The sequence below is a fragment of the Streptomyces sp. SPB074 genome (assembly GCF_000154905.1).
GTDB lineage: Bacteria > Actinomycetota > Actinomycetes > Streptomycetales > Streptomycetaceae > Streptomyces.
Genome location: NZ_GG770539.1, coordinates 809,869 through 822,715, shown reverse-complemented (window position 1 = coordinate 822,715; position 12,847 = coordinate 809,869). Strand labels below are relative to the sequence as shown.

9 protein-coding genes and 1 pseudogene are annotated in these 12,847 nt (G+C 73.8%); 9 read left to right on the top strand and 1 reads right to left on the bottom strand.

The genetic code is table 11. The features are described 5' to 3' along the window. Positions 1-125: 125 nt before the first annotated feature. From SSBG_RS03350 to SSBG_RS03320, 7 genes are all read left to right on the top strand, one after another. Positions 126-971: a nitrilase-related carbon-nitrogen hydrolase gene (locus SSBG_RS03350; protein WP_008744821.1), complete on the top strand. Its 846-nt coding sequence runs from the start codon at positions 126-128 to the stop codon at positions 969-971. Further along, complete coding sequence (locus SSBG_RS03345; RefSeq protein WP_008744820.1) at positions 968-2,254, top strand: aspartate aminotransferase family protein; 1,287 nt, start codon at positions 968-970, stop codon at positions 2,252-2,254. Before SSBG_RS03350 ends, SSBG_RS03345 begins: the two co-directional genes overlap by 4 nt. A 181-nt stretch (positions 2,255-2,435) precedes the next feature. Continuing rightward, a complete protein-coding gene (gene hydA, locus SSBG_RS03340) occupies positions 2,436-3,842 on the top strand; it encodes a dihydropyrimidinase (RefSeq protein ID WP_008744819.1) in 1,407 nt (468 codons plus the stop codon). Positions 3,843-3,995: 153 nt separating this feature from the next. Continuing rightward, positions 3,996-4,997: a TIGR03842 family LLM class F420-dependent oxidoreductase gene (locus tag SSBG_RS03335; protein ID WP_008744818.1), complete on the top strand. Its 1,002-nt coding sequence runs from the start codon at positions 3,996-3,998 to the stop codon at positions 4,995-4,997. Positions 4,998-5,048: 51 nt separating this feature from the next. Continuing rightward, positions 5,049-5,360 carry a hypothetical protein gene (locus SSBG_RS03330; protein WP_037868834.1) on the top strand — a complete coding sequence of 104 codons (312 nt, stop codon included), beginning with the start codon at positions 5,049-5,051 and terminating at the stop codon, positions 5,358-5,360. 298 nt (positions 5,361-5,658) lie between these two features. After that, positions 5,659-6,435, top strand: a complete 777-nt coding sequence (locus SSBG_RS03325) for an HAD-IA family hydrolase (RefSeq protein ID WP_037871022.1) — start codon at positions 5,659-5,661, stop codon at positions 6,433-6,435. Positions 6,436-6,439: 4 nt separating this feature from the next. Further along, positions 6,440-8,851, top strand: a complete 2,412-nt coding sequence (locus SSBG_RS03320; RefSeq protein WP_008744815.1) for a glycoside hydrolase family 65 protein — start codon at positions 6,440-6,442, stop codon at positions 8,849-8,851. A 115-nt stretch (positions 8,852-8,966) separates the two neighbouring features. Here SSBG_RS03320 and SSBG_RS03315 read toward each other — a convergent pair whose 3' ends face one another. After that, on the bottom strand, positions 8,967-10,031 hold the full coding sequence (locus SSBG_RS03315) for a lipoate--protein ligase family protein (RefSeq protein WP_037868832.1): 1,065 nt from the start codon (positions 10,029-10,031) through the stop codon (positions 8,967-8,969). 280 nt (positions 10,032-10,311) lie between these two features. Between SSBG_RS03315 and SSBG_RS03310 the strand changes: the two genes are divergently transcribed. Next, complete coding sequence (locus SSBG_RS03310; RefSeq protein ID WP_008744813.1) at positions 10,312-11,232, top strand: inositol monophosphatase family protein; 921 nt, start codon at positions 10,312-10,314, stop codon at positions 11,230-11,232. A gap of 93 nt (positions 11,233-11,325) precedes the next feature. After that, a pseudogene (locus SSBG_RS03305) lies at positions 11,326-12,756 on the top strand (phytoene desaturase family protein); the annotation flags it as partial. Positions 12,757-12,847: the final 91 nt, after the last annotated feature.

The following is a 12,847-nucleotide window of genomic DNA, read 5'->3' as shown; positions in this document are numbered from 1 at the left end:
TTCCTTCGTGTCCGCCGACCCGGCGGTCTTGCCCGATTCCTCCCCCGGGCTTACGTTCGTGCCCCTACGGCCCGGGGCTCCGGGTGGTAGCGGCTCTCTGACGTCTTGTCGAAGGAGCACTGCTCATGGCCGCCTCCGTCGTCCGCGCCGCGCTCGTCCAGGCCACCTGGACCGGCGACAGCGAATCCATGATCGCCAAGCACGAGGAACACGCCCGCGAGGCCGCCCGGCAGGGCGCGCGGATCATCGGCTTCCAGGAGGTCTTCAACGCCCCGTACTTCTGCCAGGTGCAGGAGGCGGAGCACTATCGCTGGGCCGAGCCGGTGCCCGACGGACCGACCGTGCGCCGGATGCGGGACCTCGCCCGCGAGACCGGCATGGTGATCGTGGTGCCGGTCTTCGAGCGCGAGGCCGAGGGCTTCTACTACAACACCGCCGCCGTCATCGACGCCGACGGCAGCTACCTCGGCAAGTACCGCAAGCACCACATCCCGCAGCTCAAGGGCTTCTGGGAAAAGTTCTACTTCCGCCCGGGCAACGCGGGCTGGCCGGTCTTCGACACGGCGGTGGGCCGCGTCGGCGTCTACATCTGCTACGACCGGCACTTCCCGGAGGGGTGGCGGCAACTCGGCCTGAACGGCGCACAGATCGTCTACAACCCCTCCGCGACCTCGCGCGGCCTCTCCGCCCACCTCTGGCAGCTCGAACAGCCCGCCGCGGCCGTCGCCAACGAGTACTTCGTCGCCGCGATCAACCGCGTCGGGCGGGAGGAGTACGGCGACAACGACTTCTACGGCACGAGCTACTTCGTCGACCCGCGCGGGCAGTTCGTCGGCGAGCCCGCCGGCGACAAGGCGGAGGAACTCCTCGTCCGTGACCTCGACCTCGGCCTCATCGGGGAGGTCCGCGAGCAGTGGGCCTTCTACCGCGACCGCCGCCCCGACGCCTACGAAGGGCTGACCCGCCCGTGAGCGAACTCCTCGCGCGACACCGCGCCGTACTCCCCGACTGGCTGGCCCTCTACTACGAGGACCCCATCGAGCTCACCCATGGCGAGGGCCGCCACGTGTGGGACGCCGAGGGCCGCCGCTACCTCGACTTCTTCGGCGGCATCCTCACCACGATGACCGCGCACGCCCTCCCCGAGGTGACCAAGGCGGTCAGCGAGCAGGCCGCCCGGCTCGTCCACTCCTCGACGCTCTACCTCAACCGCCCGATGATCGACCTCGCCGAACAGATCGCCGCTCTCTCCGGCATCCCCGACGCCCGCGTCTTCTTCACCACGTCGGGCACCGAGGCCAACGACACCGCGCTGCTCCTCGCGACCGCGTACCGGCGCTCGAACCAGATCATCGCGATGCGCAACAGCTACCACGGCCGCTCCTTCTCCACCGTCGGCATCACGGGCAACAGCGGCTGGTCCCCGACGAGTTACTCCCCGCTCCAGACGCTGTGGGCGCACGGCGCCGTCCGCGGTCGCGGCCCCTTCGCGCACCTCGGCGACCGGGAGTTCACCGAGGCCGCCGTCGCCGACCTGCGCGACCTGCTCGGCCAGGCGCGCGGGCAGGTCGCCGCACTCATCGCCGAACCGGTCCAGGGCGTCGGCGGGTTCACCTCGCCACCGGACGGGCTCTACGCCGCGTTCCGCGAAGTCCTCGCCGAGCACGGCATCCTGTGGATCGCCGACGAGGTGCAGACCGGCTGGGGCCGCACGGGCGAGCACTTCTGGGGCTGGCAGGCCCACGACGGCTCCGGGCCGCCGGACATCCTCACCTTCGCCAAGGGCATCGGCAACGGCATGTCCATCGGCGGCGTCGTCGCACGCGCCGGGATCATGAACGTCATCGACACCAACTCACTCTCCACCTTCGGCGGTTCACCCATCACGATGACCGCGGGACTCGCCAACCTCGGTTACCTCCTCGCCCACGACCTCCAGGGCAACGCGCGCCGCGTCGGGGGACTGCTGCACGCGCGAGTGCGGGCGGGGACGGCGGGACTGGCGCACGTACGGGAGGTGCGCGGGCGCGGGCTCATGCTCGGCGTCGAACTCGTGGCACCGGGCACCGACCGCGCCGACCCGGCACGCGCGAGCGCCGCCCTGGAGGCCGCCCGCGCGAAGGGGCTGCTCCTCGGCAAGGGCGGGGGGCACGACACGAGCGTGCTCCGCGTCGCCCCACCGCTCAGCCTGACCGCCGAGGAGGCCGAGGAAGGCGCGGAACTGCTGCTCTCGGCGCTGCGCGAGACGGCCTGAGCCGACGGGGGCCGAGCGCCGCCCGCGCCCCGCCCCCGTCCTCTCCGCGCGACGGTGCCTCCGTCCCGCGACGGCGCCTCCGTCCCGTGGAAGACCCGCCCGCCCGGTGAACCGCCGGACCCTTCCACCCCGTTCACCTCGTTCACCCCGTCCCGCCCGTACGCGCACGAGAGGAGCCCCGATGAGCGACCGCACCCTGATCCGCGGCGGACTCGTCGTCACCGCCGCCGAGGAGACCCACGCCGACGTCCTCGTCGAGGACGGGCGCGTCGCGGCGCTCGCCGCGACCGGCTCGGCGGCGGCCGGGGCGTGGACGGCGGAGCGGGTCATCGACGCGCACGGCATGTACGTGATCCCGGGCGGCGTCGACGGGCACACGCACATGGAGATGCCCTTCGGCGGCACGTACGCCTCCGACACCTTCGAGACCGGTACCCGCGCCGCCGCCTGGGGCGGCACGACGACGATCGTGGACTTCGTCGCGCAGGCCGTGGGGCACGGCCTGCGCGAGGGCCTGGACGCCTGGCACGCGAAGGCCGAGGGCAACTGCGCGATCGACTACGGCTTTCACATGATCCTCGCCGACGTCAACGAGGACACCTTGAAGGAGATGGACCTCCTCGTCGGCGAGGGCGTCACGAGCTTCAAGCTCTTCATGGCCTACCCGGGGGTCTTCTACTCCGACGACGGCCGCATCCTGCGCGCGATGCAGCGCGCGGGCGAGAACGGCGGCCTCACGATGGTGCACGCCGAGAACGGCATCGCGATCGACGTCCTGGTCGAACAGGCCCTCGCGGCCGGCCGCACCGACCCGCGCCACCACGGCGAGGTCCGCAAGGCCCTCCTGGAGGCCGAGGCCACCCACCGCGCCATCCAGCTCGCGCGCGTGGCGGGCGACGTACCGCTCTACATCGTCCACGTCTCCGCCCAGGAGGCCCTGGGGGAGATCGCCGCCGCACGGGACCTGGGCCTGCCGGTCCACGGCGAGACGTGCCCGCAGTACCTCTTCCTATCCACCGACCAGCTCGCCGAACCGGACTTCGAGGGCGCCAAGTACGTGTGCTCGACGCCGCTGCGGCCCAAGGAGCACCAGGCGGCGCTGTGGCGCGGGCTGCGCGCCGACGACCTCCAGGTCGTCTCGACCGATCACTGCCCCTTCTGCTTCAGCGGCCAGAAGGAGCTGGGCCGGGGGGACTTCTCCAAGATCCCCAACGGGATGCCCGGCGTCGAGCACCGCATGGACCTCCTCCACCAGGCGGTCGTGGACGGCCACATCTCCCGCCGCCGCTGGATCGACCTCGCCTGCGCCGCGCCCGCCCGCATGTTCGGCCTCTACCCGCGCAAGGGCACGATCGCCCCCGGCGCGGACGCGGACCTCGTGGTCTACGACCCGCACACGGAGCAGGTCCTCTCGGCCGCCACGCACCACATGAACGTCGACTACTCCGCCTACGAGGGCACCCGCGTCACGGGCCGCGTCCGCACAGTCCTCTCGCGCGGCGTCCCGGTCCTGGAGGACGGACGGTACGTGGGCAGGGCGGGACACGGGGTCTACGTACCACGGGGGTTGACCCGCTACCCGGGGTGAGCGGCGGGTCCGGGGGAGGGGCCCGCCACTGTGTCCGGGCGGGCGTTTCCTTCGTGTTCGTCCGTGTTCCGCCGCCCCTGTCCGTGGCACAATCGCTCATTCTCCGGGCCGGTCCGGCACCGGACCACAGGCCCCGACCCAGGGAGCTGCGTCATGGACTTCGGACTCGTCCTCCAGACCGACCCGCCGGCCTCCACCGTCGTCGGCCTCATGCGCCGCGCCGAGCGGCGGGGCTTCACCCACGGCTGGACCTTCGACTCCGCGGTGCTGTGGCAGGAGCCCTTCGTCATCCACAGCCAGATCCTGGAGCACACCGAACGGCTCGTCGTCGGGCCGATGGTGACCAACCCGGGGACCAGGGCCTGGGAGGTCACCGCCTCGACGTTCGCGACGCTCAACGACATGTTCGGCAACCGCACCGTGTGCGGCATCGGGCGCGGCGACTCGGCGATGCGTGTCGCGGGCCGCCCCCCGAACACCCTCGCCCGCCTGGGCGAGGCCATCGACACGATCCGTGACCTCGCCGAGGGCCGTACCGCGCGCCTCGGCGACACCGAGGTGCGGCTGCCGTGGGTACGGGACGGGCGGCTGCCGGTGTGGGCCGCCGCGTACGGGCCCAAGGCGCTCGCCCTCGCCGGGGCCCGCGCGGACGGCTTCATCCTGCAACTCGCCGACCCCTATCTCACGGCCGCGATGGTCGAGCAGGTGCGTACCGCCGCCTCCGACGCGGGACGCGACCCGGCCTCCGTCACGATCTGCGTCGCCGCTCCCGCCTACGTGAGCGAGGATCTGACCCGCGCGCGCGAGCAGTGCCGCTGGTTCGGCGGCATGGTCGGCAACCACGTCGCCGACCTCGTCGCCCGTTACGGCGACGCCTCCGGCTCCGTACCGCGCGAGCTGACGGCGTACATCGCGGGCCGCGACGGCTACGACTACAGCCACCACGGGCGCGTCGGGAACCACTCGGCGGACTTCGTGCCCGACGACATCGTGGACCGCTTCTGCGTCCTCGGCCCCGTCGAGGCCCACATCGAGAAGCTGCGCGAACTGCGTGCCGTCGGCATCGACCAGTTCGCCGTCTACGCGATGCACGACGCGCGCGAGGAGCTGATCGACGCGTACGGCGAAGAGGTCATTCCGGTGCTCGGGGTCTAGGGGGGGAGGGTGGACGGTCCCGGTCCGGCCCGTCATGCGGAGGACCGCACCGTGAGCGACCGCCCCGAGATCGTCTGCGTCTGCGGCTCCACCCGGTTCGCGGAGGAGATGGACGCGGCCGGCCGCGAGCTGGCCCTCGCGGGGATCATCGTGCTCGCGCCGGTCGTCCTCCCGCGCGCCGGGGACCGGCCGGTCAGCGAGGAGCGGAAGAGGGCGCTGGGCGCTCTCCACCTGCGCAAGATCGATCTGGCCGACCGGGTCCTGGTCGTCAATCCCGGCGGATATGTCGGCGCGTCCACGCGCAGGGAGATCGCCCACGCCCGCGCCACCGGCAAGCCGGTCACGTTCACCGACCCCGCCTGACCCGCGCGCGGCCCCGCCGCCCCCGTCCCCGGCTGCGGCCCCCCGCCCTCCCCGTCCCCGGCTGCGGCCCTCCGCCGCTGCGGTTAGCGTGGGCGGAGGGCTGGGCCCTCCCGGCCGGTCGGTCCCGAGCCGGAAGGACGCGTGCCATGCGAACGCCGCCCCGCACCGTACGAACGCCAGGCCCCGGGCGAACGCCCCGCATGAGCCGCCCCGTGCGCCCCCCGCGCGCGCCCCGCCCCGTTCCCCCCGCCGCCGGAGCCGCGCGGTGAGCGCCGCCGGGCACGGGCTCGCTCCCGTCATGAGCGGCATCGCGGCGATGGTCTTCGACGTCGACGGGGTCCTCACCGACTCCGCGCGCGTCCACGCCGAGGCGTGGAAGGAGGCGTTCGACGCCTGCCTGCGCGCGCACCCGCCCGCCGACAAGGCCCTCGACCGGCCCTTCGACGCCGCCGCCGACTACCTCCGCCACGTGGACGGCAAGCCCAGGGCCGACGGCGCCGCCGCCTTCCTGCACGCCCGCCGCGTGCCGATCCCGGACGGCAGCCCCTCCGACCCGCCGGGCACGGACTCCGTCGCCGCCGTCGCCGCGCTCAAGGACGGTATGTTCACGCGCCGCGTCCGGCAGGACGGCATCGAGCCCTTCCCCGGCTCCGTGCGCCTCCTCAAGGCTTTGCGCAGCGCCGGGGTCCCGCTGGCCGCCGCCTCCTCCTCGCACCACGCCCACGACGTCCTCGAAGGAGCCGGGCTCCTCCACTGCTTCGTGACCCTGGTCGACGGCGACGAGTCCCACCGCCTCGGCCTCGCGGGCAAGCCCGATCCCGCGCTCTTCCTGGAGGCCGCCGCACGCCTCGGCGCCGAGCCCGCCGACGCCGCCGTCGCCGAGGACGCCCTCGCCGGGGTCGAGGCGGGCCGGCGCGGCGGCTTCGGCCTCGTCGTCGGCGTCGACCGCGCCCACACCACCGACACCGCCAGGGACCTGCGGGAACACGGAGCCGACCTCGTCGTGGACGACCTCGCCGACCTCCTCCGCGCCCCCGGCACGGACCCCGCCCCCGGCCCCGACGGCAAGGAGTGAGCACATGTCCGAGTGGACGTGGGAGTACGAGGGATACGACCCCGCCCAGGAGACGCTGCGCGAATCCCTGTGCAGCCTCGGCAACGGCTACTTCGCCACCCGGGGCGCCGCCCCCGAGTGCGCGGCGGGCGGCCCGCACTACCCCGGCACCTACGCCGCCGGTGTCTACAACCGGCTCAGCTCCGAGGTCGCCGGGCAGACCGTGTCCAACGAGGACATGGTCAACCTCCCCGACTGGCTGCCCCTGCGCTACCGTCTCACCCCGCCCGAAGGCGGCAGCGGCACCGACTGGTACACGCCCGACGACACCGCGCTGCGCTCCTACCGGCAACTGCTCGACCTGCGCGCCGGGATCTACGAACGCCACCTCGTGTACGAGGACGCCTTTGGGCGCAGGCTGCGGCTGCGGCAGCTCCGCGTCGTCCACATGGACGATCCCCATCTCGCCGCGCTGCGCACCGAGTTCACCGCCGAGAACTTCGACGGAACCCTCGAAGTCGAGTCCGCGATCGACGCCGGTGTCACGAACGACGGTGTGGCACGCTACCGCGAGCTGAACGGTCGGCACCTCGCGGAGGTCATGAGCGGCTACCCCGAGGACTGCACCGTGTGGGTCCGTGCCCGCACCGTCAACTCGGGCATCACCGTGGCCGTTGCGGCCCGTACGTACAGCAGCGAGGGCCCCGCGTGCGAACCGCGCCCCTCCACCGGCACCCCGACGCGACCGGCGACCCGCATCAACCTCACGCTCAAGCAGGGTGAGACAGCGACGGTCGACAAGATCGTCGCGCTGCACACCTCACGGGACTCGGCGATCAGCGACCCGCTCGACGCCGCGCTCGACGGCGTGCGCAACGTCCCCGGCTGGGACGAACTGCTCCTCGGCCACCGGCTCGCCTGGCAGCGCCTGTGGCACCGCGCGCTGCTCGAAGTCCCGGACGAGGCGGGGCACATCCTGCGCTTCCACCTCTTCCACGTCCTCCAGACCGTCTCCCCGCACACCGCCGACCTCGACGCGGGCGTCCCCGCGCGCGGCCTCAACGGGGAGGCGTACCGGGGGCACGTCTTCTGGGACGAGCTCTTCGTCCTGCCCTACCTCAACCTGCACTTCCCCGAGGTGTCCAAGGGCCTGCTGCGCTACCGGCACCGCCGGCTGGACCGCGCCCGCCGACTCGCCCGCGACGCCGGGTTCGACGGCGCGATGTACCCCTGGCAGTCCGGGAGCGACGGCCGTGAGGAGACACAGGAACTCCACCTCAACCCCAGCTCCGGCCGCTGGCTGCCCGACAACTCGCGCCTCCAGCACCACATCGGCTCCGCCGTCGCCTACAACGTGTGGAGCTACGCGCGCGCCACCGGCGACACCCGGTTCATGGAGCACGAGGGCGCCGAGATGCTCCTCCAGATCTCCCGCTTCTGGGCCTCCAAGTCCGAGTGGGACGGCGCTCTCGGCCGCTACCGCATCCGCCGCGTCGTCGGCCCCGACGAGTACCACGACGCCTACCCCGACGCGGCCGAACCGGGCCTGGACGACAACGCGTACACCAACGTCACCGCCGCCTGGGTGCTCCAGCGCACCCTCGAATCCCTCGCCGCGCTCCCCGCCGAGCGCCGCGCCGAACTCGCCGAGCACACCGGGCTGGACGACACCGAGCTGGCCCACTGGGACGACCTCTCGCGCCGCCTCCACATCCCCTTCCACCAGGGCGTCATCAGCCAGTTCGACGGCTACGGGGAACTGCGCGAACTCGACTGGGTCGGCATGTCCGCCAAGTACGGCGACATCCGCCGCCTGGACCGCGTCCTGGAGGCCGAGGGCGACAGCGTCAACCGCTACCAGGCGGCCAAGCAGGCCGACACCCTGATGCTCGGCTACCTCTTCCCGCCGCGCGAACTCCGCGCCCTCTTCGCCCGCCTGGGCCACCGCCTGGACGACGAGACGTGGCGCCGCACCGTGGACTACTACGTGGCCCGCACGAGCCACGGCTCGACGCTCAGCGGGCTCGTGCACGCCTGGGTGCTGGCCCGCGTGCGGCCCGCGCAGGCGTGGGGCTTCTTCCAGGAGGCGCTGCGCGGCGACGTCGCCGACCTCCAGGGCGGGACGACGGGCGAGGGCATCCACCTCGGCGCGATGGCCGGGACCCTCGACCTCGTGCAGCGCTGCCTCACCGGGCTCCGCGTCCGCTCCGACGGCGCCCTCAGCCTCGACCCCGTGCCCCAGCCGGAGCTGTCCGGCTACGACTTCGCGGTCCACTACCGCGACCTGTGGGGCGTGCGCTTCCGGCTGCGCTCGGGCGGCCTCGACATCAGCCTCCCCGAGACCAACCGGCCCTCGCTCGACATCCGGCTCGTGGACCGCACCGTGACCCTGCGCCCGGGCGACTCCTTCCACCTCACCCTGCCGGAGGGCGACTGACGCGGCCCCGATGGGGCGGGTGCCGCGTGCGTGCCGCGTCCCCGCCGCGCGTCGCTCACCCCGCGTCCCCGCCGTCGCGTGACGGGGACGCGACGGCAGGCCCGGGAGGCCGGGCCTAGGGGACCCGCGCCGTCCACTCCTCGGAGTCGAACTTCGTCCGCGCCAGCTCGCGCGCGCGGGACATCTCCTCGTCCGTCACGGCGCCCTCGGTGAGCCCGTAGCGGTTGCGGAAGGACGCGACCATGTTCGCGATGACCTCCTCGCGCGGCAGACCGGTCTGCCTGCGCAGCGGGTCCACGCGCTTCTTGGCGCTCGTCGTGCCCTTGTCGGACAGCTTCTCCTTGCCGATCCGCAGCACCTCGGTCATCTTGTCGGCGTCCATGTCGTACGCCATCGTGACGTGGTGCAGCACGGCCGGCATCCCGCCCTGCGGCGCGGCGACACGGCGCTGCGCGGCACCCGCGATCTTCCCGGCCTCGGTCGCGATGTCGTTGAGGGGCTGGTACCACGCCTTGATGCCCATGTCGCCGAGCGCGGAGAGCACCCAGTCGTCCAGGTAGGCGTAGCTGTCGGCGAAGGACAGGCCCTCCACGAGCGCGCTCGGCACCGACAGCGAGTACGTGATGCTGTTGCCCGCCTCCATGAACATCGCCCCGCCGCCGGTCACGCGGCGCACCACAGTGACGCCGTGCCGGGCGGCGCCGTCCGGGTCCACCTCGTTGCGCAGGGACTGGAAACTGCCGATCACGACGGCCGGGTCCTGCCACTCCCACACCCGCAGGGTCGGCGGGCGGTGCCCGGCGGCGACCTCCTGCGTCAGGATCTCGTCCAGCGCGAGGTGCAGGCCGACCGGCTGCGGACCGTCGTGGATGAGCTGCCAGTCGTAGTCGGTCCAGTCCGTGGCACGCGCGAGCGCCCGGCGCACCGCGACCCCGATGCCCTCGGCGGTGAGCCCGTACATCACCGTGCCCGGCGGCAGCGCCGCCTGCACCCGCGCCGCGAGCCCGGCACCGTCGGAGCCCGAGGGAGCGCCTTCGAGCGCGGCGTTGATCGCGTCGATCGCCTCGTCGGGTTCGAGGAAGAAGTCCCCGGCCACGCGCACACTGCGCAGCACCCCGCCCTCCTCGTCGAGGTCCACCACCACGAGCTTCCCGCCCGGGATCTTGTACTCACCGTGCATGGCCGCCGCCTCCCACTCCTCGCGCCCGGGACGGGCACTTCGGTCATTTCCCTGCGGACAGGGCAACGTTAGCGGGGGACGCGGGATTCCCCGCGGCCAGGGTGCGGGCGGGTCGGGAGGACGGCGCCCACCGCCCGTCCGCCTCCGCCCCTGTCCGTGCCGGGCACGCCACGCCCCGCGCCGCCCCGGACCCGGCCCCCGCCCCGTCCGTTCCCCTCCTCGCAAGCCCCCGTTTCCCCTCCCTCTCCCCGTTGTCAGCGCCGCGTGCTCTCATGAAGCCATGCTCGAAGACCTGCGCGATTCCGCCCCGGCCCATCCCGCCACCGGCGCCTTCGCCATCTCCGCCGCAGTCGCCGCGCTCCTCGCGAGGCTCGACGCCGGCCGTGTCGCCGCCGTCGAGGCCGCCGTGCGCGCCGCCGTCGCGCGCGCCGTGCTGCCCCGCTTCCGCCACCTCGCGGACAGCGAGGTCAGCGCGAAGTCCGGGCCGCACGACCTCGTGACCGTCGCCGACCGCGAGGCCGAACAACTCCTCACCGCGAGCCTGCCGCCCCTGCTGCCCGGCTCCGTCGTCGTCGGCGAGGAGGCCGTCGCCGAGGACCCGGCCCGCTACGAGGCGCTGCGCGCCGCCGCCCCCGTCTGGATCATCGACCCGGTCGACGGCACCCGCCAGTTCGTACGCGGCGAGGCGGGCTTCTGCACCCTCGTCGCCCTCGCCGTGGACGGCGTGGTCGTCGCCTCCTGGACGTACGCCCCCGTCCTCGGCCTCATGGCCGTGGCGGTACGGGGCAGGGGCGCCGTTTTCAACGGGGAGTCGCTGCCCCGGCCCGCCGCCACGCCCGGCGGGCCGCTGACCGTCGCCTGCTCGCACCCCGACTACACGACGGGCCCCCAGCAGGCCCAGCTCCGCCGCCTCGCCGTCCACGGGCTCGCGCCGCGCCCGTGCGGCTCCGCCGGGCTCGAATACCTCGCGATAGCCCGCGGCGCACTCGACGCCACCGCTTTCAGCTGGGAGCTGGCGTGGGACCACGCGGCGGGGCTGCTCCTCGTGGAGGAGACGGGCGGGGCGCACCTGACGACCGACGGCCTCCCCTTCCGCATCACCGGGGGCAACGCGCTGGCCTTCACCACGGCGCGCGACGCGGCGACCGCCGAGCGGGTCAGGGCGCTGCTCGCGGGGGAAACGGGGGCGGACGGGACGTGAGGGAGCGTCAAAGGCCGGGAAAGCGGAGGTTCGGGCGGTGCCGGGCGGCATATCCTGATCGCCGGGCCATCGGCTGACGTGAGGAGTCCGCAGGTGTCGACTTTGCTGGACGCGGTCGTCGTGGGGGCGGGACCCAACGGGCTCACCGCCGCCGTCGAGCTGGCCCGCCGGGGCCTGTCCGTCGCCGTCTTCGAGGCCGCGCCCGAGGCCGGGGGCGGCGCGCGCACCGAGGAACTGACCCTCCCCGGCTTCCGCCACGACCCCTGCTCGGCCGCGCACCCCCTCGGCATCGCCTCGCCCGCCTTCCGGGCACTGCCCCTCGCGCGCCACGGCCTGGAGTGGCTGCACGCCGAGCTGCCCATGGCGCACCCGCTGCCGGGCGGCGACGCCGTCGTACTCGCCCGGTCCGTGGCCGAGACCGCCGCCTCGCTCGGCGCGCGCGACGCGGGGACGTACCGGCGCCTCGTCGCGCCGCTGCTGCCGCGCTGGGACGCCGTGCTCCGCGACTTCATGGCGCTGCCGTCCACCGCGCTGCCCCGCGACCCGCTCGCCCTCGCCCGCTTCGGGCTCGCTGGACTGCCCCCCGCCCACGTCCTCCTCGCCCGCTTCCGCGAGGACCGCGCGCGGGCGATGCTCGCCGGGCTCGTCGGCCACGTCATCGCCCCGCTGAGCGGCCCCGCCACCTCCGCCGTCGGCCTGCTGTTCGCGCTCGCCGCGCACACGCGCGGCTGGCCGCTTCGCGGCAGGCGGCTCGGCGCGATCACCGGCGCGCTCGCCGCCTGCCTCCGCGAGCTCGGCGGCACCATCGAGACGGACTTCGAGGTCCGCCGCCTGGATGACCTCCCGCCCGCCCGCGCCTACCTCTTCGACACCTCCCCGCACGCCCTCGCCCGCATCGCGGGGCTGGGCGCCCGCGCGTACCCGAAGTACCGCTACGGCGCCGCCGTCTTCAAGCTCGACTACGCGCTCGACGGGCCCGTCCCCTGGACCTCCGAGGCCGCCCGCCGCGCCGGTACGGTGCAGCTCGGCCCCGGCAGCCGCGACATCTCCCGCGCCCTCGTGGACGTCTCACGGCGCGGCGTCCCGCCCGCCGATCCCTTCCTCATCACCGTCCAGCCGAGCCTCGTGGACCCCCGCCGCGCCCCCGCGGGCAAGCACGTCTTCTGGGCGTACGGGCACGTGCCCCACGGCTGGGACGGCGACCTCACCGAGGTCATCGAGCGCAAGATCGAACGCTTCGCCCCCGGCTTCCGCGACCTGATCCTCGCCCGCGCCACGGCCGGCCCGCCGCAGCTCGCCGCGCGCAATGCCAACTACGTCGGCGGCGACATCGCCTGCGGTGCCGCGAGCGGCCTCCAGCTCCTCTTCCGCCCCCGCCCCACCCTGCGCCCCTACGCGACCCGCCACCCCGCCGTCTTCCTCTGCTCCTCGGCGACCCCGCCGGGTTCGGGCGTGCACGGCATGAGCGGCCACAACGCGGCCCGCGCGGTGTGGTTCTTGCTCCGGGCGCGGGACGCCTTGCAGGCCCCGGACTTGGCGTCCGGCCGCGTGTTTTTGTTTTTCGTCTTCGCCCCCTCCCACCCTCAGCCCGCCGCCTTGCCCAGCGCCTCCAGCA